26 protein-coding genes are annotated in these 25,368 nt (G+C 36.3%); 10 read left to right on the top strand and 16 right to left on the bottom strand.

The genetic code is table 11. The features are described from left to right. Positions 1-40 precede the first annotated feature (40 nt). From CHB68_RS17500 to CHB68_RS17490, 4 genes are all read left to right on the top strand, one after another. The gene (locus tag CHB68_RS17500) at positions 41-2,671 is read left to right on the top strand and encodes a valine--tRNA ligase (protein WP_089263060.1); all 2,631 of its coding nucleotides are present in this window, start codon (positions 41-43) and stop codon (positions 2,669-2,671) included. A 126-nt stretch (positions 2,672-2,797) separates the two neighbouring features. Continuing rightward, positions 2,798-3,682 (top strand): dienelactone hydrolase family protein, encoded by an 885-nt coding sequence (locus CHB68_RS17495; RefSeq protein WP_089263058.1) that lies wholly within the window; start codon positions 2,798-2,800, stop codon positions 3,680-3,682. Positions 3,683-3,819: 137 nt separating this feature from the next. Further along, a complete protein-coding gene (locus tag CHB68_RS18455) occupies positions 3,820-3,987 on the top strand; it encodes a lmo0937 family membrane protein (RefSeq protein WP_027067903.1) in 168 nt (55 codons plus the stop codon). Positions 3,988-4,136: 149 nt separating this feature from the next. Beyond that, positions 4,137-4,901, top strand: coding sequence for a creatininase family protein (locus tag CHB68_RS17490; protein ID WP_089263056.1), 765 nt, complete (start codon positions 4,137-4,139; stop codon positions 4,899-4,901). 19 nt (positions 4,902-4,920) lie between these two features. Here CHB68_RS17490 and CHB68_RS17485 read toward each other — a convergent pair whose 3' ends face one another. Next, a complete protein-coding gene (locus CHB68_RS17485) occupies positions 4,921-5,379 on the bottom strand; it encodes a hypothetical protein (protein ID WP_089263054.1) in 459 nt (152 codons plus the stop codon). A gap of 17 nt (positions 5,380-5,396) precedes the next feature. Continuing rightward, a complete protein-coding gene (locus CHB68_RS17480) occupies positions 5,397-6,530 on the bottom strand; it encodes a transporter (protein ID WP_089263103.1) in 1,134 nt (377 codons plus the stop codon). A gap of 243 nt (positions 6,531-6,773) precedes the next feature. On the opposite strand from CHB68_RS17480, the gene CHB68_RS17475 reads away from it, so the two are divergent. Next, positions 6,774-8,045, top strand: coding sequence for a sensor histidine kinase (locus CHB68_RS17475; RefSeq protein WP_089263052.1), 1,272 nt, complete (start codon positions 6,774-6,776; stop codon positions 8,043-8,045). Further along, positions 8,038-8,727, top strand: a complete 690-nt coding sequence (locus CHB68_RS17470; protein ID WP_089263050.1) for a response regulator transcription factor — start codon at positions 8,038-8,040, stop codon at positions 8,725-8,727. The genes CHB68_RS17475 and CHB68_RS17470 overlap by 8 nt, the downstream gene beginning before the upstream one ends. Before the next feature lie 15 nt (positions 8,728-8,742). Here the strand turns inward: CHB68_RS17470 and CHB68_RS17465 are convergent, their stop codons facing one another. From CHB68_RS17465 to rsfS, 6 genes are read right to left on the bottom strand one after another with little or no spacing between them, the layout of a single operon-like run. Further along, the gene (locus tag CHB68_RS17465; protein ID WP_089263048.1) at positions 8,743-9,000 is read right to left on the bottom strand and encodes an acyl-CoA-binding protein; all 258 of its coding nucleotides are present in this window, start codon (positions 8,998-9,000) and stop codon (positions 8,743-8,745) included. After that, a complete protein-coding gene (locus CHB68_RS17460) occupies positions 8,975-9,658 on the bottom strand; it encodes a phosphatidylserine decarboxylase family protein (protein ID WP_089263046.1) in 684 nt (227 codons plus the stop codon). Before CHB68_RS17460 ends, CHB68_RS17465 begins: the two co-directional genes overlap by 26 nt. Continuing rightward, positions 9,648-10,451, bottom strand: coding sequence for a phosphatidate cytidylyltransferase (locus tag CHB68_RS17455; protein ID WP_089263044.1), 804 nt, complete (start codon positions 10,449-10,451; stop codon positions 9,648-9,650). The genes CHB68_RS17460 and CHB68_RS17455 overlap by 11 nt, the downstream gene beginning before the upstream one ends. Before the next feature lies 1 nt (position 10,452). Further along, a complete protein-coding gene (locus CHB68_RS17450) occupies positions 10,453-11,064 on the bottom strand; it encodes an LUD domain-containing protein (RefSeq protein ID WP_089263042.1) in 612 nt (203 codons plus the stop codon). Positions 11,065-11,104: 40 nt separating this feature from the next. Next, complete coding sequence (gene ftsH, locus CHB68_RS17445; RefSeq protein WP_089263040.1) at positions 11,105-13,108, bottom strand: ATP-dependent zinc metalloprotease FtsH; 2,004 nt, start codon at positions 13,106-13,108, stop codon at positions 11,105-11,107. Positions 13,109-13,117: 9 nt separating this feature from the next. After that, positions 13,118-13,495, bottom strand: a complete 378-nt coding sequence (rsfS, locus tag CHB68_RS17440) for a ribosome silencing factor (protein ID WP_089263038.1) — start codon at positions 13,493-13,495, stop codon at positions 13,118-13,120. Between the two features lie 93 nt (positions 13,496-13,588). On the opposite strand from rsfS, the gene CHB68_RS17435 reads away from it, so the two are divergent. After that, positions 13,589-14,320, top strand: a complete 732-nt coding sequence (locus tag CHB68_RS17435) for a biotin--[acetyl-CoA-carboxylase] ligase (protein WP_089263036.1) — start codon at positions 13,589-13,591, stop codon at positions 14,318-14,320. Here the strand turns inward: CHB68_RS17435 and CHB68_RS17430 are convergent. Then, positions 14,317-14,709, bottom strand: coding sequence for an orotate phosphoribosyltransferase (locus CHB68_RS17430; RefSeq protein ID WP_089263034.1), 393 nt, complete (start codon positions 14,707-14,709; stop codon positions 14,317-14,319). The genes CHB68_RS17435 and CHB68_RS17430 overlap by 4 nt on opposite strands. Positions 14,710-14,711: 2 nt before the next feature. Further along, positions 14,712-15,356: an orotate phosphoribosyltransferase gene (pyrE, locus tag CHB68_RS17425; RefSeq protein WP_089263033.1), complete on the bottom strand. Its 645-nt coding sequence runs from the start codon at positions 15,354-15,356 to the stop codon at positions 14,712-14,714. A 7-nt stretch (positions 15,357-15,363) separates the two neighbouring features. On the opposite strand from pyrE, the gene CHB68_RS17420 reads away from it, so the two are divergent. After that, complete coding sequence (locus CHB68_RS17420; RefSeq protein ID WP_089263101.1) at positions 15,364-15,954, top strand: NUDIX hydrolase; 591 nt, start codon at positions 15,364-15,366, stop codon at positions 15,952-15,954. Here CHB68_RS17420 and CHB68_RS17415 read toward each other — a convergent pair. The 6 genes from CHB68_RS17415 to CHB68_RS17390 form a co-directional block, all read right to left on the bottom strand. Continuing rightward, positions 15,951-17,699, bottom strand: a complete 1,749-nt coding sequence (locus CHB68_RS17415; protein ID WP_089263031.1) for a M14 family metallopeptidase — start codon at positions 17,697-17,699, stop codon at positions 15,951-15,953. The two genes, CHB68_RS17420 and CHB68_RS17415, sit on opposite strands and share 4 nt — an antisense overlap. A 55-nt stretch (positions 17,700-17,754) precedes the next feature. Further along, positions 17,755-18,171, bottom strand: coding sequence for a response regulator transcription factor (locus CHB68_RS17410; protein ID WP_089263029.1), 417 nt, complete (start codon positions 18,169-18,171; stop codon positions 17,755-17,757). Beyond that, entirely contained in the window at positions 18,158-20,011 is a 1,854-nt protein-coding gene (locus CHB68_RS17405) for a PAS domain-containing sensor histidine kinase (RefSeq protein ID WP_089263027.1), read from the bottom strand. The genes CHB68_RS17410 and CHB68_RS17405 overlap by 14 nt, the downstream gene beginning before the upstream one ends. 116 nt (positions 20,012-20,127) lie before the next feature. Continuing rightward, on the bottom strand, positions 20,128-21,969 hold the full coding sequence (locus CHB68_RS17400; protein ID WP_089263025.1) for a PAS domain-containing protein: 1,842 nt from the start codon (positions 21,967-21,969) through the stop codon (positions 20,128-20,130). 122 nt (positions 21,970-22,091) lie between these two features. After that, positions 22,092-22,544: a pantetheine-phosphate adenylyltransferase gene (gene coaD, locus CHB68_RS17395; RefSeq protein ID WP_089263023.1), complete on the bottom strand. Its 453-nt coding sequence runs from the start codon at positions 22,542-22,544 to the stop codon at positions 22,092-22,094. A gap of 31 nt (positions 22,545-22,575) precedes the next feature. Continuing rightward, positions 22,576-23,550: a D-alanine--D-alanine ligase gene (locus CHB68_RS17390; RefSeq protein WP_089263021.1), complete on the bottom strand. Its 975-nt coding sequence runs from the start codon at positions 23,548-23,550 to the stop codon at positions 22,576-22,578. Positions 23,551-23,723: 173 nt separating this feature from the next. On the opposite strand from CHB68_RS17390, the gene CHB68_RS17385 reads away from it, so the two are divergent. Both CHB68_RS17385 and CHB68_RS17380 read left to right on the top strand, forming a co-directional pair. Further along, entirely contained in the window at positions 23,724-24,317 is a 594-nt protein-coding gene (locus CHB68_RS17385) for a PASTA domain-containing protein (RefSeq protein WP_089263019.1), read from the top strand. After that, positions 24,314-25,342, top strand: a complete 1,029-nt coding sequence (locus tag CHB68_RS17380; protein ID WP_089263017.1) for an RluA family pseudouridine synthase — start codon at positions 24,314-24,316, stop codon at positions 25,340-25,342. Before CHB68_RS17385 ends, CHB68_RS17380 begins: the two co-directional genes overlap by 4 nt. Positions 25,343-25,368 lie beyond the last annotated feature (26 nt).

Genomic DNA, 25,368 nt, shown 5'->3' with positions numbered 1-25,368 from the left:
AAATAACCCATTTAATTATTATTCAAAAACTGTTCCAATTATGGAAATTCCATCAAAATATAACCCAAAGTCCACAGAAAGCCATTGGTATGCGTATTGGATGAAAAACGGTTATTTTCATTCCGTTCCTGATGATAGGGAGCCCTACAGTATTGTTATTCCTCCGCCAAATGTTACAGGTATACTGCATATGGGGCATATGCTTAACAATACCTTACAAGATGTATTGATACGTAGAGCCCGTTTATTGGGCAAAAATGCCTGTTGGGTACCTGGAACCGATCATGCATCAATAGCAACGGAGGCTAAGGTTGTAGCCAAATTAAAGGAACAGGGAATCAATAAAAATGAACTTACCAGAGATGAGTTTTTAAAACATGCATGGGATTGGACACATCAATATGGTGGTATAATTCTGGAACAGTTAAAAAAGCTAGGATGCTCCTGTGACTGGGACCGTACTGCTTTTACCATGGATCAAGAACGTTATGATAGTGTGATCAAGGTTTTTATCGACCTTTATAATAAAGGATTGATATACCGTGGATATAGAATGGTCAATTGGGATCCAGAGGCCAAGACAACTTTGTCAGATGAAGAGGTAATCTATGAAGAAAAGCAGGGTCTTTTGTACTATTTGGCATATGATATTGAGGGATCAGATGAGAAAGTGACCATAGCTACCACAAGGCCGGAAACAATTTTAGGGGATACCGCCATTTGTATAAACCCTAACGATGATCGTTTTACACATTTAAAAGGTAAAAAGGTCATAGTACCTATATGTAATAGGGTAATTCCAATTATAGAGGATGAGTATGTTGATATGGAATTTGGTACAGGCTGTTTAAAAGTGACTCCTGCACATGACATAAATGACAAAGCCTTGGGTGAGAAGCATAGTTTGGAGACTATTGATATTTTTAACGATGATGCCAGCCTAAATAGTTTTGGACTGCATTATGAGGGTAAAGATCGTTTTGTCGTAAGAAAGGAAATTTCAAAGGAATTAGAGGAAAGGGGATATTTGGTAAAGACCGAAACCCACATTAACAAAGTAGGTACTTCTGAGAGAACCAAAGCCGTAATAGAGCCTAAATTGTCAGATCAATGGTTCTTGAAAATGGAAGACTTGGCAAAACCGGCCCTAGATGCGGTCATGGAAAGTGGAGACGTTAAATTGTATCCTAAGAAGTTTGAGAACACTTACCGTCATTGGATGGAAAATGTTAGGGACTGGAATATTTCCAGGCAGTTATGGTGGGGACAACAAATTCCGGCTTATTATTTTGGAGATGGTCAAGAAGATTTTGTGGTTGCGGCAAATCTGGAGGAGGCTTTAAAACTAGCCAGGGAAAAATCTGGAAATTCAAGTCTTGAGAAGACTGATCTAAGGCAAGATGCCGATGTGCTAGATACATGGTTCTCGTCTTGGTTATGGCCTATGAGTGTATTTGGGGGCATTATGGATCCGGATAATGAGGAGGTCAATTATTATTATCCAACGAACGACTTGGTTACAGGTCCGGATATTCTATTCTTTTGGGTAGCAAGAATGATCGTTGCAGGATATGAGTTTAGAGGAAAAAGACCTTTTGAGAATGTTTATTTTACGGGATTGGTTCGCGATAAGCAACGTCGCAAAATGTCCAAATCCCTTGGTAACTCGCCCGATGCCCTAAAACTTATAGATGATTACGGTGCAGATGGGGTTAGGGTAGGATTATTGTTAAGTTCCGCTGCAGGAAACGATTTAATGTTCGATGAGGACTTATGCCAACAAGGAAAGAATTTTGCCAATAAAATATGGAATGGCTTTCGCTTGCTAAAAGGTTGGGAAATTGCGGATATTCCACAACCCGAAGCGTCCAAAATTGGATTGGATTGGTATGAATCCAAATTGAACAAGACTTTGTTGGAGATTGAGGACCACTTTAGTAAGTTCCGTATTTCAGATGCGTTAATGTCCGTGTACAAATTGGTATGGGACGATTATAGCTCATCCTTGCTTGAAATTATAAAACCGGCTTATCAACAGCCCATAGACCGTACTAGTTTTGATAGGGTAATCCATTTATTTGAGCAGAACTTAAAACTCTTGCACCCTTTTATGCCATTTTTGACAGAGGAAGTTTGGCAGCATATAAAGGAGAGAAATGCGGATGAGGCGTTGGTAATTGCCAAATGGCCAACGGCAGGTACTATTGATGAACAATTGATAGAGGAGTTTGATTTTACTGCGGAAGTTATTGCGGGTATTCGTACCATTAGGAAGAACAAAAATATCCCTATGAAAGAATCGTTGGAACTTTCCGTATTGAATACAGAAGGGGCCGGTAAACGTTGGGATGTTGTAATTGCAAAACTTACCAATGTGTCCTCAATAGATTATCTAGAAGAGCAATTGGAAGGCGCACTAACGTTCCGTGTTAAGAGTAATGAATATTTTGTACCTATGGAGGGGGCAATTGATATTGAGGCGGAAATCAAAAAAATAAATGAAGAGCTCACTTATACAAAAGGTTTTTTGCAATCCGTTCAAAAGAAACTTTCCAATGAACGATTTGTAAACAATGCGCCGGAAAAAGTAATTGCAATAGAGCGGCAAAAGCTGGCAGATGCAGAAGCCAAGATAGAAACGCTTGAAAAAAGTTTGGCCAGTTTAAGCTAGTGGCAATTTTTAAAAGTTGTAGGCCTCATTGTCAAGTAATTGGTAATGAGGCTTTTTCTATTGTTAAAATATGTCATGTTCCCAACCTCTTTTTGTATTTTTAAGAGACACTTAAAATACGGGAACATGAAACCATTACGAAAAGAGGATATAAAACAAGAGGTATTTGATTTGTACGATGCTTATGCCCATAACAAATTGGAACGGCGAGATTTTGTTCAAAGATTGTCCGTCTATGCCGTTGGCGGGTTAACCGTACCTTCTTTAATGAGTTTCTTAATGCCCAATTATGAGGACACTTTTTTGGTAGATAAGGATAATCCAGACTTGGATTCAAGTTTTATCACCTACAATTCACCAAAGGGCGGAGGTGAAATTAAGGCATTGTTGTCCAAACCAAAATCGGCCACCGGTAAATTACCTGGTATTGTCGTGGTCCATGAAAACAGGGGATTAAATCCGTATGTGGAGGATACGGCCAGACGTGCTGCATTGGCAGGCTTTATAACCATTGCTCCAGATGCCTTGAGTCCATTGGGTGGTTATCCGGGCAATGATGATAAGGGTAGGGAAATGCAACGAACCAGGGATAGGGATAAAATGCTAGAGGATTTTATTGCAGCATTTGACTATCTAAAAGCAAACGAGCATTGCACGGGAAAAATAGGTGTTGTAGGCTTTTGTTTTGGAGGGTGGATTTCCAATATGATGGCGGTAAGGGTACCACAATTGGCTGCTGCCGTACCATTTTATGGTGGCCAGCCAACAGATGGGATAGCAAAAATCAATGCCCCTTTAATGTTGCAATATGCAGGATTGGATGAACGCGTTAATGCCGGATGGCCTGCCTATGAGGAAGCTCTTAAAGAACATGATAAAAAATATAAAGTCTTCTTCTATCCTGATGTAAACCATGGTTTTCATAACACCTCAACACCTAGGTATGATAAAGAAGCCGCAGAATTGGCGTGGGGTAGGACAATAGATTTTTTCAAGGAAAACCTTTTGTAAGATATTGGCTGTGAATACGTTTGCTCATTAAATTACAGTAAAATTTAAAATTTTGAGTCAGTAATGCTTTTATTTGAGTTAAGGTGTTTTTAACATTAAATCTATTTTTGACCTATAACAATCTAAAAACACACATTATGAGAAGTTTATTATGGTTAGTAGCAGTGATATGTATAATTATATGGTTATTGGGAATGTTAGGAATTGTTCCTGGATTGGCCACAGGTAGTTTAGTACATATTTTATTGGTAATTGCGGTTATTGTAATCCTATACAATATCATTTCAGGTAAAAAAGTATTGTAAATATTTACTTTCTAATATAAATGAACCCTTGATTTTTTCAAGGGTTTTTTTATGTCTCATTGGGATAGTTTCTTAAAACATATTTAATTTAAATTTAGGTCTAGGTTCTCACTTCCAGAAAAAGACAATCTTTTATTATCTTTAATAGTATGATACGACCATATGTGCTTGCCGAGACAAATTGGGACCATTTAAAGGATGAACAATTTGAGCTTGCTGTTTTACCTTGGGGTGCCACGGAAGCCCATAATTACCATTTGCCCTATGGTACGGATAATTATCAAGCTGAGCATATGGTAGAATATGCCGCGGGACAATCTTGGAATAAGGGAAAAAAAGTAATTGTACTTCCTACGATTCCCTATGGTGTAAATACCGGTCAAACAGATATTTATCTGGATATGAATCTTAATCCTTCTACGCAATTGGCCATTTTAAAGGATTTGGTAGCAGTTTTGAACAGGCAGGGTATTTACAAACTATTGTTGTTCAATGGTCACGGTGGTAATAATTTTAAGCCAATAGTAAGAGAACTTGGATTATTGTTCCCCAAAATGTTCATTAGTTTTTGCTTCTTTCCTCCCATGTTTGATAAGACCGCATATTTTAAGGAAAAAGGTGATCATGCAGATGAAATGGAAACCAGTTTAATGCTTTATTTAAGGCCGGATTTAGTGCTTTCCAAAGAAAAATGGGGAAAAGGAGCTTCTAAGCAATTCAGGGTCAAGGCTTTTAATGAGGGCTGGGCTTGGGCAGAAAGACAATGGTCCAAGGTTAGTAATGATACGGGTATAGGTAATCCGGATTTTGCCACTAAAGAAAAAGGAGAACGTTTTTTTAAGGATGTATGTACGAAATTGGATGAACTGTTTTGTTCAATTTGTGATGCGGATATTACGGACTTATATGAATGATATGATTAAAACGTCATATTTAATAGGTCTTTATAATTGGTCGGTTATAACCCTTTTTCTTATCCACTTTAAATTCTTTTGTCAAAGATAAAAGTGCTCCTAAAATAATTATGTTCTTAAATATGTATTGGCTTAATAAAGTGATTGTAAATTCATTTTTACCAAAAAGAAGTTCAGGTAAAATAAATACCGGTGTAAATGTCATTACTATATGTGCTATAGCAGAATAGATGATATATTTATTTCTAAGATTTGCTAGGAATGCTATTCCTATAAAAGTTTCAAAACTCGCCAGGAGTAATAAGCCCATTTGATCAGGAACTAAGTTGTATGTTAGATTGGTTATCGTTTCCTCTACAAGGTCTTCTGCTGGGCTGGTATTGGGAAAAAATTTAAGAAGACCAAAAAAAAGATAGACTATACCAATGGTCGATGGTAAAATTCTGTTATTGAACTGTACGTTTAATTTATAGGTCATAACGTTACTCTAACATGTTATTTCTTGAATTCATCAAGTAATTCTTGGTCAATTTTAACTTTAGTATTGTACACTCTATATGTAACTCCAAAATTTATCACGTAATCGGCAAAAGCGGCATCTCCGTGTCTTGGAGAACCGGTAGCTTGTTCTGTTTGTAGATCGGTAATGCTTTGTGGGCGGTCTCTTCGTACGGCAAAAGGAACATTTAGGTTAAAGGAAAAATTACCTTGGTTCAATGCTAGTCCGGGGTCAATTGATAATACATTGCCGGGTCGCCTAAAACCATCATTGCCACCAATTAAATCTTTTACAGGTACGCAGTCATAACGCGCGCCCAAAGAACTTGAAAGCGTAGGGGATAGGGTAAAACTTAATCCCGTCCTTATGGAATATTGATCAGGTACCGCCATTATAGCCTCATTTTCAAGAATAGGATTTAAAGTTTCCCTAAAGGTTCTTATACCATTGGTTTCCCTAGGATTAACAAGATAGAAACCGCTGGCATAACCAAAAATACCATTGGATAATTTTTGGTATAATTGCGCATCCAAGGTAAAACCTAGACCGCCATCACCAGGCTGTATGGATTGGTCAACCGGTCTGGTCTGCGGCTCACCACTTGGACCTACATTGTAAAAGATATCAGAAGCATTATAATTTCCGGTAGGTAGTTTTAAGCCTAGACCAACTGCAATATTTCCTTCAGGATGTTTTTCAAAGTCCAATAGCCAAAGTCCTACACCTAAACGAATGTCACCAAGTCCCCTTGAAAATGTCGTATTTCTTTCATTGCGTCCATGCTCATATAAAGATGATCTTGAATTAAAGACGGTAGGTATGGTAATACTGGTATATAATTTTTTGTTTATACCATAAGTTAAAAAGAAATCCGTGCTATGGGAGTAATTGACCACCTCTGTATTATTCGTTACGCGATCCGGTTCTTCCTCCGTACCCCTAAAATGTCTAAAGGATTTAAAGTATCTGTAATTTAAACCCAATTGAAAGTCCCCTTTCCCTATAATGTTGTTTTCAAGGCTATTTCCTACACATGAGGAAAAGTGGCGAATGGCAACACAGCCTTGTGCCTTAACATTTAATACGGTTATTAAAAAAATAACCAATAAAGGTAGTTGTTTGCGGTTCATAATATTGTTGGTTTGGTCGGTTGATAGAAAATGGTCAACTCCTAAAATTAAGAAGATGACCATAATATGATTTGAAATAACTTAAGTGACTTAAGTTTAATTAATTAACTCACGGCCAAATTAATACTATCACCTAATTTTGGGGTTAACCAATGTGCAAAAAAGATTAATGAAAAGTTAATGCACTTAATGAAAGTTTAAGTTTGTTTAATATTAAGAACTAATTGAGTTTCTTTAAGGATTATGTGGAAGAAGAGAAACCTGTATGTAGCCCTTTTATTTATTTCCTTGTTTGGATTGGCCATTATACAATACCAATATTTAAAGATTGGTCTTAATCTGGCAAAACTCCAGTTCAACACTAATCTAGGTAAAGTAAGTAGTGATGTTTCCTTAGGATTACAATCCAAAAACCAGCTCACCTTTTTATTGGGCAGTGCCCTTAAAAAGGATACTGCATATTTTACCATGAGCGTAGATAGTATACAGGATGCCTCAAGTTTTTTCTTAAATGATTATATCACGGAAAAATTGGTTAATAATGGGATTGATTCAGACTTTAGTTATACCCTTCACACCAAGGATTCTGCATTTTATCTTCAATCGCCCAAACAATTTAAAGTTAAGGACAATGTGGAGTCTTATCCTATTGAGCTTACCGGATATTTATCTCAACTTCTTGGAAAAAGACTAGTGCTAGAATTGCATTTTAGGAACTTGAACGGGTATTTTTTATCCAAGTTAAATGGTTTTACCTTACCGAGTATCCTATTCATTTTAGGTATTTGTATTGCAGTAGTCTGGGTGTTGCGAACATTTTATTGGCAACGGCGTGTAATTACCACGACCAATGAATTTATTAATAATTTAACCCATGAATTAAAAACACCTGTATTTTCAATTGGTTTGGCCACTAAAATTTTGGATGAAACCGCCCTGTCAAATCAAAAACCAATTTTAGAAATGATCAGGCAGCAGGTAAAAAGACTATCTGTACATATTGACAAAGTTTTGGAGCTAGGTAGTTTAGAGTCCGAAAAGAGGGTTTTAAAGTTTCAAAAAGTTGATTTTAGACCTTATTTGCTCAATTTGTGCAAAGAATTTGCCACATTGGTGACCATTGAAAAGGCAACCTTTAGCTATCAGATACATGAAGGGGAATTTATATTGAGAACTGAAGTTTTTCATTTAGAAAATGCGATTAACAATATCTTGGACAATGCAAAGAAATATGCGGAAAGCCCGGTCATTCAACTCAACGCTTTTAAAAAGGATAATTGGTTGGTCATTGAGATAGCGGATAACGGTCAAGGAATATCCTTAAATGATCAGAAAAAGATATTTTTAAAGTATTATAGGGTTACGGGCAATGAGCGCACTATGGTAAAAGGTTACGGACTTGGATTAAGTTACGTTAGGAATATTGTGGAAAAACATAAAGGAAAAGTTGAAGTGAAAAGTGCGGTTGGCAAGGGAACTCAAATATCTCTTTTAATACCCCTGTGCAATGAATAAACATAATATAATCTTAGTAGAGGACAGTACAGATCTGGGGTATTTATTATCGGAATACCTTAGGATGAAAAATTTTGAAATAAGTTGGTTTACTAATGGGGAAAGTGCACTTAAAAATTTGGAAACCGTAAAGTATGATTTGGCAATATTGGATATTACCATGCCAGGTATGGATGGCTTTACCCTTGCCGAACAAATTAAAGAGCGTTTTCCAGAGCTACCTTTTTTATTTTTGACCGCACGTTCTCTTAAAGTAGACGTATTAAAAGGTTTTTATATAGGCGCAGTAGATTATTTGAAAAAACCTATTGATGAAGAAGAACTGGTCATTAGAATAGAAAATTTATTGTCCAGGATGTCCATAGGAACCACAGCTGGAGAAAAAGCCACCATTTTTAAGATTGGCAGGTATACATTTAATGTAATCAATCAAGAATTGATGTTTAAGAATGAAATATTTCACCTGACCACCAAAGAAAGTGAACTATTACATTATTTGGTGCTGAGAAAGAATAAATTGTGCAGTCATAAGGATATTTTGATAAAATTATGGGGTGCAAACGACTACTTTAACAAGAAAAGCTTGAACGTATTTATTACACGATTACGTAAATATTTGGAGATGGATGATAGTTTGAGTATAGATAATATTCATGGCCAAGGGTTTATATTGCGGGAATAAGCCATGATATTAGGCTTATTTCAACTCTTTCTCCACTAAGGCTATATAGGATTTCATGGCTTCCTTTTTACTTAAATTTTTAGCCTGAAAAAGTGCATTTGCCTTAAATGCATTGATTAAAGGGGTTTTGCTGCCAGGGTTGTCAAAATTGGAATTTGCAATTTTGTAGTAGGCGTATAGCTTTAGAAGAACATCGGCAGGAATAGGCTCTGTAAAACTATTGACATAGGCTACGGCCTTTTCAAACTCAATAAGTGATTTCTTCTTTTTCATTTGGGTCAACAAAAGTGGCAATGCAAGTTTGCGCTCCTTTTACTTTTTGATTCAATTTTACATTAATTTGACTATCTAAAGGTAAGAACAAGTCTACCCTAGAACCAAATTTTATAAAACCGGAATCGTCTCCCTGTTGTACACTTTCTCCTTTTTCAGCATAATTTACAATGCGCCTTGCCATGGCACCTGCTATTTGGCGGTAAAGGATTTCACCAAACTTAGGGGTTTTAATTACTACTGTCGTACGTTCGTTTTCCTCGCTGGCCTTTGGGTGCCAGGCTAATAGATATTTCCCTGGGTGGTACTTGGAGAAAGATATGGTGCCACTTGCGGGGTAACGGGTTACATGTACATTGGTGGGGGACATAAAAATAGATACCTGCCTTCTTTTTTCCTTAAAATATTCCTTTTCAAAAACTTCCTCAATGACTACAACCTTACCATCTACAGGAGAAAGGATTTCATCAAAGTTTTTAATGGCAAGTCTTTTTGGGTTTCTAAAAAACTGCAAAATAGCAACCATGGCTACCAATCCAAGTAACTGAACGGTAAGTTTTAACCATGAGATGTCTATGAAATAGTGTGCTAAAATGACACTTATACCAACCAGGCAAAAAGAAAACAATATAATTTTTTGTCCCTCTCTATGAAACATAACTAAAAATATTTAACGTTAAATAGGCAAAAGGTGCAGCAAATACAAGACTATCCAAACGGTCTAACATTCCACCATGACCGGGTAAAATTGCACCACTGTCCTTAACTCCTGCCGCTCTTTTAAATTTAGATTCTATTAAATCCCCTATACTACCGGCTACAACGATTACCGTAGCCATAATCATCCATTGTATAGGACTTATCAACTGTTCCTGTGTAGCGATCAAATACGCTGCGGCAAGTGCAAAAATTAGTCCGCCCAGCGTACCTTCAACCGTTTTCTTAGGCGAAACCGATGGAAACAATTTAGTTCTGCCAATGCTTTTCCCTACTAGATAGGCAAAGGAATCGTTTACCCAAATTAATATAAAAATTCCCATAATCAATAATTTTGCAAAAGCATCATTCTTGTAAGGAATCATAGTTAAAAAAATACAACCTCCTCCTATATAGAACAGGCCAATTATGAATTTTAAAAACTTGGTATACTTTATTTCCTTTTTGGAAAATAGATTATAGAGCAGGTATAAATCAACAGCAATTGTAATTACCATTAATATATTGATTACTTGATGGTCTTTTACCAAATAAATAAACGCCCACCAAAGAGCCAAATAAGCAGCAAAAATATGATAGCCTTTTAATCCTACCAGCTTTTTATATTCGTAAAGACATGCTAGGCCAAAGGTCATGAACAAAAAATCAAAAGCATCTGAACTCAGAAAAACTGCAGATAGCAATAGGATGATATAAACCGCCCCTGTTAATGACCTTCGTAAAATTTCCTTCATACTATAAATCTTCCAGAAGTAAAAGATAAAGATTTTTAGTGCTACTACCATAGGTTAGGAAATCATCTGAATTTTCTGCGGTAGCCTTAAAGTGTTTTAATGTTGTAATATTGGCCGGTATTTTTTGTCCGTATTTTTTCTTGATCGTTTTTAGACCTTCGCCTATAGATTCCACCAATTGACTTGTGGTTGCAAAAACCACAACGTTACTTGGAAGTTCATTTACCTTTTTTTCCAATAACTGGTTGGAGCATACCAAAATGCTGCCATTTTGGGCGATTAGATGTTCGCATGTAGTGAAAAACACCTCGCTATCCCTAGGATTATCGGTGTAGGAAATAGATTCCTTTGAGAATTTTTCGGCAAGTCTTTTATTTAAAATATAAAAAGGCTCGTTTTCCCAATTGTTCTCGATTACAATATTCTGTATGGCATTGGAAATTTCGGCATCATTGATACAGTAAATGAATTTACCACCATTTTTTTTAAAATGGATGGTAAATTTTTCATCTACGGGAATGTTTAGGTCTGGCATATGGTCACCACGGGTTTCAGCAGTTTCTTTAGAAACTTTCTTTTTACCCCCACCAAATAACATATCTAAAATCCCCATTTATTCTGTTATAACAATTGCCGGTTAAATTAATGCAATATTAGTTATTCTCTGTAATTTCCTGATCTTCTATTTCCGTAGAATCTTTCTCTTCGTTCAGTTTTTTTTCGTTTTCTAAAGCTAAGATATCTTTTTCGAAATTTCGTTTGCCAAAGATTTTTTCCAAATCTTCCTTAAAGATAACTTCTTTCTCCAATAATCTTTCTGCCAAAGTGGTAAGTTTATCCTTATTTTCCGTTAGGACTTTTATGGCTCTTTGATATTGTTCTTCTATGATCTTAGAGATTTCAGCGTCTATTTTTCTAGCAGTGTCCTCACTATATGGTTTGGAGAATCCGTAAGAGTCTTGACCTGAAGAATCGTAATAGGTTATATTTCCTATTTCGTCATTAAGTCCGTAAATGGTAACCATGGCCCTAGCTTGTTTGGTTACCTTTTCCAAATCACTTAACGCACCGGTAGATATTTTGTTAAAGATGACTTTTTCTGCAGCCCTACCACCCATAGTAGCACACATTTCATCTAACATTTGCTCAGGTCTTACGATTAAACGCTCTTCTGGCAAGTACCATGCGGCACCCAAAGATTGGCCTCTTGGTACAATGGTTACCTTGACCAATGGAGCGGCATGTTCCAGCATCCAACTCGTAGTGGCATGACCGGCTTCATGGTAAGCTATGGTTTCTTTTTCTCCTGGAGTTATAATCTTATTTTTCTTTTCAAGCCCACCAACGATTCTATCTACCGCATCAAGGAAATCTTGCTTGTCAACTGCTTTTTTCTCGTTTCTTGCTGCAATTAATGCTGCTTCATTACAAACATTGGCAATATCCGCTCCAGAAAATCCTGGGGTTTGTCTAGCCAAAAAGTCCAAATCTAACGTTTCCAAGGTTTTAATGGGTCTTAGGTGAACTTCAAAAATTTCCTTACGCTCACGAATATCTGGTAGGTCAACATATATTTGACGGTCAAATCTACCGGCACGCATCAATGCTTTATCCAATACATCGGCACGGTTGGTGGCGGCTAATACAATTACGTTAGTATTGGTGCCAAAACCATCCATTTCCGTTAATAACTGATTAAGGGTATTTTCACGCTCATCGTTAGACCCCGTGAAGTTATTTTTACCCCTTGCTCTACCTATGGCATCAATTTCATCAATGAATATGATAGCAGGCGATTTATCTTTTGCTTGTTTGAAAAGGTCACGTACCCTAGATGCACCTACACCAACGAACATTTCTACGAAATCTGAACCAGATAACGAGAAGAAAGGAACTTTGGCTTCTCCGGCAACCGCTTTTGCCAATAATGTCTTACCGGTACCTGGAGGGCCTACCAATAATGCACCTTTAGGTATTTTACCACCTAAGGAGGTATACTTGTCCGGATTTCTTAGGAACTCAACAATCTCCTCAACTTCTTCCTTTGCGCCTTCTAAACCGGCAACATCCTTGAACGATGTTCTTGTATCTGTCTTTTCATCGAACAGTTTAGCCTTTGATTTTCCAATGTTGAAAATTTGACCTCCTGCGCCTCCACCGCCACCGCCGGACATTCTACGCATCAAATAAATCCATATACCAATGATAAGTACAAAAGGCAACAAGGACAGTAAGAAATCTATAATGGCCGTTGATTCCTTTCCAAATTCTATGATGGTATCTAAATTGTTCTCCTTTTTAATATCGGTAATTTCATTCTGGAATATTTGAAGATCACCATAATCTAACGTGTATTGGGGTACATTGTCAGATGTGGGCAAAAACGACTTTTCGTTAACGTCCTTATGGACATCTTTTGCAATTGCCTCATCGGTCAAAAACACCTTTGCCTGGTTGGTGTTTGTGATAATCAGAATTTTCTTGACATCCCCGTTCCGTAAATATTCTTGAAGTTCTGAGGTAGTTGTCTTATTGGTACTTGCCAAATCATCACTACTAAATAGTTGAAAGCCTATAAGTAATACTGCTACCAATCCATAAATCCACCAAGAGCTAAATTTTGGTTTTTTTGGATTTGTTTTGTTTTCTTTTGCCATTTTAATTTTTTATTGATTAACGCTGCTATCTATGACCGTGAACTTTGCGTCACCCCATAGGCCTTCTATATCGTAATATTCACGAACTTGCTTTTGGAATACATGAACTACGACGTTTACATAGTCCATTAGTACCCACTCGGCATTATCCTCGCCTTCTACATGCCAAGGTTTATCTTGAATTGCTTTGCTTACTGTTTTTTGGATTGATCCTACGATCGCATTTACATGCGTATTGGATGTACCGTTACAAATTATGAAGTAATCACAAACGGTATTTTCAATTTCTCTTAAATCCAATAGATTTATATTGTGTCCTTTTACTTCGTCAACTCCTTGTATAATTAATGCAATTAACTCATCTACGCTAGCTTTTCTTTCCTGCATTCAAAAATTTTAATTTTTACAAAGTTATTATTTTTTTGTTCTTTTAGGTCTAGTTTTTAACAATACATTAAAGAATAACAATATGTACCGCAAATGCAAATAATCAAACTTGATGCCACGGCCTCTACAAATACTTATTTGAAAGAATTATCGACCCAGACCAATTTAAATGATTTTACGGTTGTAATGACGAAAAATCAAACGGCAGGTAGGGGACAATTAAATAGTAAATGGGAGTTTGAAGAAGGTAAAAATCTAGCAATCAGTATTTTAAAAAAAGATTTAGCTATTCCTGTGGATAAAATGTTTGTACTTAGTATTTCGGTTTCACTAGCAATTTTAGAGGCTTTGCAGACATTGGGAGTGCCAAACTTAAGTGTAAAATGGCCTAACGACATTCTGTCAGGTAATTCAAAAATTGGTGGTATTTTAATAGAGAATATGCTGGCTGGCAGTAAAATAAAAAGGAGTATCATTGGTTTTGGACTAAATGTGAACCAAGTGGCCTTTAATTATGCCCCAAATGCTTCTTCTTTGATCAATATTTTTGGTAGCGAACAGAACTTGGAGAACATTTTCGGCATTCTGGTTGATCATTTACACCGGCATTTAAAAAAACCTATGGTTGACATGGAAGAAAGGCTCTATAAATCCTATGAATCCAATTTATTTAAAAATGGGGAGCATAGCCATTTTATGGACCAAGATAAGAATATGGTATCCGGAAGTATTACAGGGGTAAGTAAAAGTGGTAAGCTCAAAGTTGAGCTAGATGATGGTACTTTACGCGAATTTGGGTTAAAGGAAGTTCAGCAGCAGTACTAAACTTTGGCCAAATTTGTTGAAAGTGTTTTAATGAAATTGGTGATAGGGGTCTTGATCATCATGGCCATCATAGCATTAAACTCACCATTAAAACTTAAGGTAACCTCACTTTTTTCAGTGGATAGTTCTATAATATCCGCAGTTAACGTAAAGGGAAGTTTATCACTTGCCGCTCCAAGCACTAATTTATTATATGGGGATTCCTCTTTTTTTTCAAGGACAATTTCCGGCATTCCTTTTAATGCAAAAAGAAACCGGTTTTCTGATAGGACTTCAAATTTATCAATGTTATCTGGCATTAATTGTCTAAAATTTGACAGGTCATTTAAGAAATTATAAGTTTCCTCTTGCGTTTTAGCAACTTCTGCCTTTGGCGATTCTATAAACATATTTATTTATTTGTCCATTTAGAAGGGTCTTTTCTCCACTCCATTAATGTTTTTAACTGATCATCTTTTACATAGCCTGTTTCAGATGCTTGTTCTATTAGATACTCATAACTACTTAAAGTATGCAGCTCCGTATTTTTATCCTTAAAATTATCCAATGCGGTTTGAAAACCATAGGTAAAAATTGCCAACATTCCTTTTACGTTTGCCTTTTGATCACGCAAAGCATCAACGGCATTAAGGCTACTTTTGCCAGTGCTGATAAGGTCTTCTATGACCACTACGGACTGGTTGGCCTCCAAATGCCCTTCAATCTGGTTTTGTCTGCCATGTGACTTTGGTTGGGGCCTTACATAAACAAAGGGTAGGTTAAGCTTGTCTGCCACCAATGCCCCAATTCCTATGGCCCCTGTAGCAACACCCACAATGCAATCTGGCTTGCCGTAGAGTTGCTCTACCTGCTTAGCCATTTCATCCCTAATATAATTTCTTATAAGAGGGTAGGACAGTAAAATTCTATTGTCGCAATAGATAGGAGAATTCCAACCAGAAGCCCATGTAAAAGGATTTTCGGGTTTCAATTTTATTGCATTAATTTGCAGCAGAAGCTCTGCTGTTTTTTTAGCCGTGTTTTTGTCTAAAACCATGATGCAAATGTATAAAGTTTTTGTCAATGAATTGCCTTTGATTTTAACAAATAAACTATCAGAAACGGCAAATGGGGAGTATTTTCTACTCAACCAAGATTCAATTCAAGAAGCAATTAAATCTTTAAAAAAGAAAAAATTAACAGAGGCTTATATCTATCATCCAAACCATGAGGAAATTCTAAAAAAATTCACCAAGGAAATTCCTTTGGTGGTCGCGGCCGGAGGGGTGGTAACCAATGAGGAAGGAAAGGTATTGTTTATATATAGGAACGATAAGTGGGACTTGCCCAAGGGTAAATTGGATAAGGGGGAATCAATAGAGGATTGTGCCATTCGCGAGGTCATGGAAGAAACCGGGGTCAAAGGATTAAAGATTGAAAACTTTTTACGCACCACATACCATATTTTTAAGAACGGTGGCATCTATACCCTAAAACAAGTGCATTGGTATGCAATGAAGACCGATTATAACGGTAAGTTGAAACCGGAGAAAAAAGAGGGAATCGTAAAGGTACGATGGAAAGGACCCATAAAGATCCAAAAGGCGCTACAGAATTCCTATGCCAATATCAAGATTTTATTTGAAGGGGATTAATTTGTACGTGCAATCCTATATATAGGATATTGCATATGTGCCTTTTCATAAAGATCACTTTGTTTAAACAGCCAATCTAATTGTGAATACCAATTTTCCTTAAAATTGGGATCAGTATTCCTTTTATTCTCAAAGGCAGTTTGTAAATCGGGATTATTTTTAAGTATCTGTATTGCGGTGTCTTCAAAAACATACGGTGAAAATCCCTCTTTTTGTTGTAAAATGGTGTCAAAAAAGTTCCAGTTGAAAAACGAGTCCTTAGCTGATGGTTCCAAGGTCTCAATGATATATCTAATACCAGGTTGATCAACAGGTACAATAATATCGCCGGCATAAAAATTTTGAGCTCTATCTTCTGTTGAAAGTTGGGTGTTATAATGAAGGTAATGACCTTCATAAGGAGCACTCACTGTTTGGTAATCCGTAATGCTGTAAGATTCAATTTGTATGAGGGTATCCGTTTTAATGGTTTCATATTGTATATGGTTCATGTTCAATCTATCTATGATAGAGGACCATTGTTTGCCAATTACGTAGGCTTTGGGTATTTCAATAGAATCCAATGCCATAAAAAAGTCCTTGTATTCAATTTCATTCTCTATTGGGGCCTGTCTATTGAATTTTAATCTAGGAAAACCTGTAACTTCACTAGTAATGGTATCTGCTGTAAACCCCTTAAATTTAATTGTACTGGATTTTGTTGTGTCTACTTGCCATGCAATAGGGTAATATTGAGCATCTGCCAACTCTTTGGCCCTTAATGTGCGCAATTCCTTAATTTTAGGACCTTCAATATCACTTAAGGCAATCATATTTTTCATGAGTTCATAGGTGCCCGCTACGCGTTCTTTATAAGGTTTCAACATATGGGTTTCAACCATCATGCCCAAAGTGTTCCAAAGGGTGGTGTATCCGGTGGAATATCTTGGGTGGTCCATAAATTGCTGAAATCCGGTTTCCGGTGGTTTATTGAAAACATTGACATAGGGGGTAATTTCCCAATTGTCCTGTAAAAGGGAATCCTTTAAAAGGGGCATAAATTGTTGATGGACATAATTACCTAAAGCTCCACCCAATTTATTATGTTGGGTAAAAAGGTGTGTAAGGGTATATTGGTAATCTGCACCATTGCTTACATGATTATCAATAAAAACATCAGGATTGATAAGGTGATAGATCTCGGCAAAAGTTGCCGCATTTTTGGTATCGCTCTTTATAAAATCTCTATTAAGGTCATAATTTCTTGCATTGCCTCTAAAACCGTATGCCTTTGGGCCATTTTGGTTTGCCCTGGTGGTACTGTTTCTGTTTAATGCCCCTCCAATATTATAGATTGGGATAGTTGCAATGATGGTTTGTTTGGGACTTTCTATTTTTTGACTGGCCAAATCCCTGAATAAAAGCATTGTAGCGTCAATACCATCACTTTCACCTGGGTGAATACCATTGTTTATTAGCATTAATGTATGGTCAACGCTAAGCTTTTTAAAATTAAAGTTGCCTTTTGGGCTAAAGGTGACGACATGTAATGGATGGCCACTATCTGTAGTGCCAATAGTTTGAATATTTATACTGGAGAACTCTTTGGCAAGTTTTTTATAGAAATCCAAAACCTCCTCATATGTGGCCGTTTCTTCTTTATTGGATTGTTCAAAAGGTGTAGGGAATTCCTGTACGTAGTTTTCCTCAACCTTTTTACATGAAAATAGTAGGGAAAAGATAACAAATAGAAATAATGGTCTCATTGCCGGAATAAGTATTAAGAGTGTGCATGCGGTTAAACAAGCACAAATTTAATCATTAGTTTACGCTTTCGGCAATTTTTGTAATATCCTCTATTTTGGATTTATCAATTGGTTTTTGATTGAACGTGATCAAATGGTGGCTTTTGGTCCTGTAATGTTCCCATTGTTTTTTGTCATAGGGATCTATGGAAGAGGTAACGATATTAATTCGTACCCTATCCTTAATGGGTAATTGTATAAACGCTTCTAAAAATTCCCATCCGTCCATTATAGGCATATTAATGTCTAAAAATAATATTTTAGGGATAGGTTTATTTTTATGTAGTTTTTCTTTCATGGCATCTATGGCCAACAACCCGTTTGCATAAGATTCAATAATATCGCATTCAACGGCAAGGCTAATTAACTTTCTTAAACCAAAAACCGTAATAGCATCATCATCGATTATAGTGATCTCACTAATTTTTGTCATTAAAGAATATTTTGAATTCCGTTCCTTTTCCTACTTCACTGCTCACTTCAATTTTACCGTTCATGGCATCTATTTGATTTTTTGTTATGTAAAGACCAATACCTCTAGCATCTTTATGCTCATGGAACGTTTTGTACATGCCAAATAATTTTTTGCCATGTTTTTCAAGATCAATTCCCAAGCCATTGTCCGCAATGGTCAATACGGAATAACCATCTTCCTTAGATGCACTTAGTACAATTTTAGAGTTTCTTTTGGGGTCCTTATATTTTACGGCATTAGTGATGAAATTGTTTAATATACTGTCCAAATAAGAAGGTACTGATTTTACCTTAAACGTTTTGGGTATAGTATTCTTTATCTCTGCCTTGTTGTTAAGAAGATATCCTGTTAAATATTGATGTACATCCAATACCTTTTTGTATAAATTAATTGATTTTTTTTCAATGTTGGTATTGGTGTTGATTGAAATAACATCGTTTAAATTATCCAAAGTTTCCAATAAATTATTGGAGGAATCAGATAGCATCTTAATAATCCGTTTTTTCTCATCCTCATCTTCCTCATCGTTTAAAAAGTCGAGCAGCATGCTGAAATTCGCAGAATGCGATCTTAGGTTATGCGATACGATATGCGCAAAATTCAACAGTTTCTTATTTTGGATAGATGCAATGTTGATAATATTCCTTAATTCAGTTTCCTTTTCTTTTAATGCGGTGATGTCCAAGCTTATACCTACAATACCATAAGCAATACCCTTATTGTTGAGTAATGGAATCTTGGAGCTTAGGAAGGAGGTTTCCTTGCCGTCTAATTTTATGTTAAGCGTTTCCTTACTGATAATGGGTTTTAAGGTATTCATTACCATTAAGTCCTCTTCCCTAGATCTGGCAGCTGATTCTGCAGGATAGAGGTCAAAGTCGCTCTTTCCTAAAATTTCTTCGGGATTATCAACGCCTAGAAAATCGCACTCCGCTTTATTGACCAATATCTTTCTGGATTCCGTATCCTTTATATATACGTTAACGGGTAGATTGTCAATCAAGGTCCTCAATAATTTTTCATTGTTCAAGGTCTTGTTGTCCGCATCTACCTGGTCTTGTATATCTTGGAATGTACCTATTAAACCAACTAATTCCCCATTGTGGTAAATTGGTTTACCGCCAGCCATAACCCATTTTTCTTTTCCGTTAGCGGTTACGATCTGTAATTTTAGATTGCTCCATGCCTTTCCCTTTTCCTGAGCTTCAAATAGCGCCATGGATATTGCATTACGGCTATGGCCCTCTTTATAATAGTAAATGGCATTTTCAATATTAGGTGTAAAATGGGGCGGAACTTCATGAATTGCCTTTGTGATGTTACACCAGGTCAGGATATTATTGTTGACATCATATTCCCATCTACCAATTTTGGTTATTTCAGACTGCTGCTTTAGTAAAAGGTCTTTTTTATTAAGTTCCAGTTCGCTATTTATAGAATCTGTGATATCCGTAATCTGAATAATGGCACCAATAATTTCTTCATTGTTATCGTACCAAGGAGAATTGGACCACTCATACCACAACTCATTGTTCTTGTCGTCTTCTGCCTGGTGTATACCTAATGGCTGGGGATTACCTTTAAAACAGTTTTCAAGCACGTTCTTCCATTTAGGACTTAGGTTGGGAAACAATTCAAATAGGCTAGACTTTTTATGTGTTGTCGTGTGCTTTTTAAACAATTGCATCCATTTGTCAGATGCATGTATAACATTATAATTTGTATCCACAAATGCCGTTGGTGTCGGCAGCTGTTTTATTATAAAAGAGGTACTCGATGTTTGGGGAACTTTAATCATATCGATGTAATTTCTTACTAAATTAGTTGGTGTTTGTAGGTTTAAGGTAAATTTGTTGTGAATGTTTCAAATTACGTTGTGTAATAGGAAATAGGTTCAATTTTAGATAATCTCCATCAATTTTTATTGAAATAAATTTTAAAGGTTGTTCCTTGTCCTACAGTGCTTATTGCGCTTATTTTACCGTTCATTGCCTCTATTTGATTTTTGGTAATATACAGGCCAATTCCTCTAGAATCCTTATTTCTGTGAAATGTATTGTAAAGGCCAAAGAGTTTGTCGCCATGTTTTTCAAGATCAATACCAATTCCGTTGTCCTCAATGCTCAATACCGTATAATTTTTTTCTTCCTTGGCACTAATTATGATTATGGGACTTTTTCCTTCTTTTCTGTATTTGATAGCGTTTGTAATGCAATTGGTCAAAATACTATTGAGATATGCGGGCAATGCATTAATTGTTACCGTATCTGCTATTTCATTGACAATTTTACCTTTGGTCTCCTTTAATAGACCGGCTACATTTTGCTCTACTAGGAAAACATGTTCGTTGAGGGAAAGTGATTTTTTTTCTAGATTAATATTGGAACGTACTTCAACAATTTCCCTTAATCCTTTTATTGTTTCCGTTAAGTTGTCAGATGCACTAAACAACATATGCATTAATTTCTTGCGTTCGTGCGCGCCATTTTCTGCATTTAAAAAATTAAGCAGTAATGAAAAGTTGGTGGCATGCGTCTTAAGGTTGTGAGATACCATATGGGCAAAGTTCAATAACTTTTCATTTTTTTCCTTGGATACCCTAATGGTCTTCTTGAAATTTCTTTCCAGGTTGCTCTGTGATGTGATATTCTCAATTGTACAAAGTAGATTACCATCTATTTCATCCTGAAGAATAGCCCCGGAAATCTGTATAGTAATATTCTTTTTGTTCTTGGTGGTAAATGTAGTTTTAAATGCACTGAACTCACCGCTTTCCTTTAATTGCTTACTAAGCATAATAAAGTCCGTTTGCTGATTTTTTTTGATAAATGCAGTGAAATGTCGTTGAAGGAAATGCGTTTTCTCAAATTCCGTGAGTTGTAGAAGTCTATTGTTTACATCTTTAATTTGCCCAGATGACCGATCAATAATAGCTAAACCAAAAGGGACCTTTTCAAACAAGGGATACTTGGTTGGTTCTACGGTGAGCGTTGTTGAATTTGCTAGAATGGTATCGGTAATATTTTGTAGGGTACCAATTATTCTTGTGCACTTTCCATTCTTAAATTTTGGACGCCCTATAGAGTTTACCCAGATTACGGTACCGTCCTTTTGTTTCAATTGTAATTTTTCATTCCAAGGTAAACCGGATTGTATGGCATTTTCCAAGGAATCCTTTATGGTTTTTCTAGAGGTTTCAGGTAAATAAAAATGAATGGCATTTTCTATAGTAGGTATGAACTCATTGGAAACACCATAAATTTTGTATACTGAAGGTGTCCATTGTAAATTGTTTTCCTTGATATCGTATTCCCAGCTGCCTATTTGTGCAATGGAACCCTTTTGATTTAGAAGGCGTTTGGTCTTGTTTAGTTCCCATTGCAGTTCTTGAGCTTTTGATATGGTTTCTACTTTAATGATAACACCAATTATATTTCCGTAACCATCTTTCCAAGGGTTTAAATGCCAAAAAGAATTTTGCTGTGTATCCGTTTGATGGATAGGGCTATACTTAAATTTTATATCCCTGAGACCATCTAGACTATAAGATAACCGGGTTTGGAACTCTGGTCCTAATTGTGGAAATAGGTCAGGAATTTGTTGGTCCTTGATTTTCTCTAAACTAAAATTAAATGTTGAAAGCCATTTTGGAGAAGCGCTTTTTAATCTTAGATCCGTATCTATGATTGCAATGGAGGAGGGAATTTGTGCAATCCAATCTAAGGACGATATGATACTCTTATTTGATTTTAGCATAGTCGGAAAGAATTTTCCTACTAAAATAATGGAATATTCTAACTTTTAAAGCCGATTTGTTGTCATTTTATTAATAAATGTTGTTGAAAACTGTTTTTGTGTGGTGTAAAGGGTCTTTTTCTCTATTTTCTTACAAAAGGAGGTACCAGCCCGGTATAATCACCATTATTACGTATTACATCCCTTACAATAGAGGAACTGATATAGGATTTGCCCGATGAGGTCAATAAAAACACGGTTTCTATCTCGGATAATTTTCTGTTCGTATGGGCAATAGCCTTCTCAAATTCAAAATCCCCAGGATTTCTTAGTCCCCTTAAAATAAAATTGGCGTTTACTTTCTTACAAAAATCTACCGTAAGCCCTTGATAGGATTTTACCGAAATGGAAGGTTGATCCTTAAAAGTTTCAGTAATGAATTTCATGCGCTGCTCTAATGTGAACATATATTTTTTATCGGCATTCTTACCTATGGCAATAATTATTTCATCAAAGAGGGTAATACCCCGCATAATGATATCATGGTGCCCCAAGGTCAAGGGGTCAAAAGAACCGGGAAAAATTGCGCGTCTCATAAATGAATTTTACGTTCTAAATATAGGCAAATTAGGACAATGCTTCTATAATGGCATTTTCAAATAGCTGGGGCAAGGTTATACCTGCTTCTTTGGCCTGTTGGGGTAAAATACTTTCTGTGGTCAATCCTGGTGTGGTGTTCATCTCCAACAAATACGGTTCATTGCCAATGAAAATAAATTCGCTTCTGGAAAAACCGGTCATTTTTAGGATGTCATATATTTTTTTGGATACGGTGGTTACATTGGCAAGTTGCTCGTCATTGATTCTTGCCGGGGTTATTTCTTGGGATTTACCTTCATATTTGGCTTCGTAATCAAAAAAATCGTTTTCGCTTACAATCTCCGTAATAGGTAATACCGTGGTAACTCCATTGATTTTTAATACACCAACAGAAACTTCCGTACCTTCCAAAAAACCTTCAATAATAATTTCATCGTCCTCTTTATAGGCTGTGGCAATGGCGTTTTTTAATTCTTCCTTTTTATAGACTTTGGTTATACCATAGCTGCTACCAGATTTATTGGCCTTGACAAAACATGGTAATTGCACTTTATTTATAATATCTGTTTCATTGATTTTGTCCCCTAAATTCAAATAATAGGCAGGGGCGGATTTTATGCCATAAGGTTTTAAAACACTAAGCAAATCTCTTTTATTAAAGGTAAGTGCGGCTTGGTAAAATCCACAAGAAGTATGCGGTATGTTCAGCAATTTAAAATAGGCCTGCATAAGTCCGTCTTCTCCTGGCGTTCCATGTATGGCATTAAAAACACAATCAAAGGTTATGGTGGTGCCATTTAAAGATATGGAAAAGTTGTTACGGTCAATTGGTACTTCTGTACCGGCATCATCTACATAAACCCATTTATCCTTAAAAATATGTATACGGTATAGATTAAACTGTTCTTTATCCAAATAAGTATAGACTACATTGCCACTTTTAAGCGAAATTTTATATTCGCTGGAATAGCCGCCCATTATAATTGCTATATTTTTTTTCATGAATTATACAAAAAGAGAATGTTATGGCAAAGATGACGTATTGGAGCAAAATAAAAAAGGGACATCCACCATTAATTTTCGTTAAGGGTTGATAAAGTTGAAGGGAACTTACGAAAAGAAGCCGCCAATTGGTAAGGGGGCATTTACTATATTTGTTGGGTCAAACTGTACGTATGAGAAATTTTTTAAATTTTTTAAGGAGTAAGACCTTTTTAATTCAGTTAGGTCTCGCCCTTTTATTTTCCATAATCATAATTTTTTTAGTCTTGAATTGGCTTAAAAGCACCACTAATCATGGTGAATTTGTGGAGGTTCCGGACTTTTCTAAACAATCGGTCATGGAAATGCGAAAATCCATTGAAGATGCAGGTCTTAGATATGAGGTTTTAGATTCGGCGAATTACAATCCAGATTATCCTAGGTTTTCTATTATAGAACAAACCCCTTCTGCCGGGGCCAAGGTAAAGACCAATAGGAAAATATATTTCACCGTAAACCCTTCTGGCTATAAGAAAGTGACCGTGCCAAAAATAATACAAGTAACCAAGAGAAATGCTTCCTCTATGCTAAAGGCTGTTGGTCTGGATGTTGAGCGCGTTACTTATGTAGATGAATTGGGTAAGGATATGGTGTACCAATTAAAATTTAAGGGAAAATATATTAAGCCAGGTGATAAATTACCTAAGACATCAAAAATAGAATTGATTTGTGGTAATGGTTCAATACCGGAACGTGCTATAATAAAGGCAGATTCAGAACAGGAATGAGTAATATTGAACAACCCGAAAATGAAGATGGCGAACTTTTTGAACACCATCGTGTTATAGCTTCAAAAGGTCAAGTGCCGTTAAGGGTAGATAAGTTTTTAATGAACTTTATAGAGAACGCTACACGGAACAAAATTCAACAAGCAGCAAAAGATGGTCATGTTTGGGTAAATGACGAAATCGTAAAATCTAATTACAAGGTAAAGGCGGGAGATGAGGTAAAAGTCATGTTTGAGCATCCACCACATGAATTCTTATTGATTCCAGAAGATATTCCATTGGATATTGTCTATGAGGATGAAGTGCTTTTGGTGGTTAATAAACCTGCAGGTATGGTAGTACATCCCGGTCATGGCAATTATTCGGGAACCTTGATCAATGCACTTATACACCATACGGATAACTTACCGGTAAACAGTAACGAACGACCAGGATTAGTTCATAGGATAGATAAGGATACTTCCGGATTGTTGGTCGTTGCAAAGACCGAAGCCGCAATGACCCATTTGGCAAAGCAATTTTTTGATAAAACTTCTGAGCGTGAATACATTGCCTTGGTTTGGGGTAATGTGGAGGAAGATGAAGGTACTATTGAAGGACATGTAGGAAGAAATCCTAAAAACAGGCTACAGATGCATGTTTTTCCAGATGGTGAAGAAGGTAAAGAAGCTGTAACGCATTTTAAGGTACTGGAACGTTTGGGGTATGTTACATTGGTTTCGTGTAGATTGGAAACCGGTAGAACGCACCAAATACGTGTGCATATGAAATACATAGGACATACTTTGTTCAATGACGAGCGTTATGGGGGAGAACGTATATTAAAAGGTACTACCTTCACCAAGTACAAGCAATTTGTGGAAAACACCTTTAAGTTACTGCCCAGACAAGCCTTACATGCTAAAACTTTAGGATTTACTCATCCGGTCACGGGCAAGCATATGAGTTTTGATTCTGAACTACCGGAAGATATGGTCAATGCTATAGAAAAGTGGCGTCAATACACTAAAAACAGTATAGAATAGGATTTTTCAATAGTATCATTAAAAGT

Source organism: Maribacter sedimenticola, assembly GCF_900188415.1.
GTDB lineage: Bacteria > Bacteroidota > Bacteroidia > Flavobacteriales > Flavobacteriaceae > Maribacter > Maribacter sedimenticola.
This window is presented reverse-complemented; position numbering and strand designations above follow the sequence as displayed.

What these genes read in the sequence shown, in the direction of transcription:
- CHB68_RS17455 (WP_089263044.1), bottom strand. Translation starts at nt 10,451, where the DNA reads ATGAAGGAAATTTTACGAAGGTCATTAACAGGGGCGGTTTATATCATC.
- CHB68_RS17435 (WP_089263036.1), top strand. Translation starts at nt 13,589, where the DNA reads ATGCAAATAATCAAACTTGATGCCACGGCCTCTACAAATACTTATTTG.
- CHB68_RS17450 (WP_089263042.1), bottom strand. Translation starts at nt 11,064, where the DNA reads ATGGGGATTTTAGATATGTTATTTGGTGGGGGTAAAAAGAAAGTTTCT.
- CHB68_RS17420 (WP_089263101.1), top strand. Translation starts at nt 15,364, where the DNA reads ATGTATAAAGTTTTTGTCAATGAATTGCCTTTGATTTTAACAAATAAA.
- CHB68_RS17380 (WP_089263017.1), top strand. Translation starts at nt 24,314, where the DNA reads ATGAGTAATATTGAACAACCCGAAAATGAAGATGGCGAACTTTTTGAA.
- CHB68_RS17405 (WP_089263027.1), bottom strand. Translation starts at nt 20,011, where the DNA reads ATGATTAAAGTTCCCCAAACATCGAGTACCTCTTTTATAATAAAACAG.
- CHB68_RS17390 (WP_089263021.1), bottom strand. Translation starts at nt 23,550, where the DNA reads ATGAAAAAAAATATAGCAATTATAATGGGCGGCTATTCCAGCGAATAT.
- CHB68_RS17500 (WP_089263060.1), top strand. Translation starts at nt 41, where the DNA reads ATGGAAATTCCATCAAAATATAACCCAAAGTCCACAGAAAGCCATTGG.
- CHB68_RS17430 (WP_089263034.1), bottom strand. Translation starts at nt 14,709, where the DNA reads ATGTTTATAGAATCGCCAAAGGCAGAAGTTGCTAAAACGCAAGAGGAA.
- CHB68_RS17385 (WP_089263019.1), top strand. Translation starts at nt 23,724, where the DNA reads ATGAGAAATTTTTTAAATTTTTTAAGGAGTAAGACCTTTTTAATTCAG.
- CHB68_RS17480 (WP_089263103.1), bottom strand. Translation starts at nt 6,530, where the DNA reads ATGAACCGCAAACAACTACCTTTATTGGTTATTTTTTTAATAACCGTA.
- CHB68_RS17495 (WP_089263058.1), top strand. Translation starts at nt 2,798, where the DNA reads ATGAAACCATTACGAAAAGAGGATATAAAACAAGAGGTATTTGATTTG.
- CHB68_RS17415 (WP_089263031.1), bottom strand. Translation starts at nt 17,699, where the DNA reads ATGAGACCATTATTTCTATTTGTTATCTTTTCCCTACTATTTTCATGT.
- CHB68_RS17485 (WP_089263054.1), bottom strand. Translation starts at nt 5,379, where the DNA reads ATGACCTATAAATTAAACGTACAGTTCAATAACAGAATTTTACCATCG.
- CHB68_RS17475 (WP_089263052.1), top strand. Translation starts at nt 6,774, where the DNA reads ATGTGGAAGAAGAGAAACCTGTATGTAGCCCTTTTATTTATTTCCTTG.
- CHB68_RS17465 (WP_089263048.1), bottom strand. Translation starts at nt 9,000, where the DNA reads ATGAAAAAGAAGAAATCACTTATTGAGTTTGAAAAGGCCGTAGCCTAT.
- CHB68_RS18455 (WP_027067903.1), top strand. Translation starts at nt 3,820, where the DNA reads ATGAGAAGTTTATTATGGTTAGTAGCAGTGATATGTATAATTATATGG.
- ftsH (WP_089263040.1), bottom strand. Translation starts at nt 13,108, where the DNA reads ATGGCAAAAGAAAACAAAACAAATCCAAAAAAACCAAAATTTAGCTCT.
- pyrE (WP_089263033.1), bottom strand. Translation starts at nt 15,356, where the DNA reads ATGGTTTTAGACAAAAACACGGCTAAAAAAACAGCAGAGCTTCTGCTG.
- rsfS (WP_089263038.1), bottom strand. Translation starts at nt 13,495, where the DNA reads ATGCAGGAAAGAAAAGCTAGCGTAGATGAGTTAATTGCATTAATTATA.
- CHB68_RS17460 (WP_089263046.1), bottom strand. Translation starts at nt 9,658, where the DNA reads ATGTTTCATAGAGAGGGACAAAAAATTATATTGTTTTCTTTTTGCCTG.
- CHB68_RS17410 (WP_089263029.1), bottom strand. Translation starts at nt 18,171, where the DNA reads ATGACAAAAATTAGTGAGATCACTATAATCGATGATGATGCTATTACG.
- coaD (WP_089263023.1), bottom strand. Translation starts at nt 22,544, where the DNA reads ATGAGACGCGCAATTTTTCCCGGTTCTTTTGACCCCTTGACCTTGGGG.
- CHB68_RS17490 (WP_089263056.1), top strand. Translation starts at nt 4,137, where the DNA reads ATGATACGACCATATGTGCTTGCCGAGACAAATTGGGACCATTTAAAG.
- CHB68_RS17470 (WP_089263050.1), top strand. Translation starts at nt 8,038, where the DNA reads ATGAATAAACATAATATAATCTTAGTAGAGGACAGTACAGATCTGGGG.
- CHB68_RS17400 (WP_089263025.1), bottom strand. Translation starts at nt 21,969, where the DNA reads ATGCTAAAATCAAATAAGAGTATCATATCGTCCTTAGATTGGATTGCA.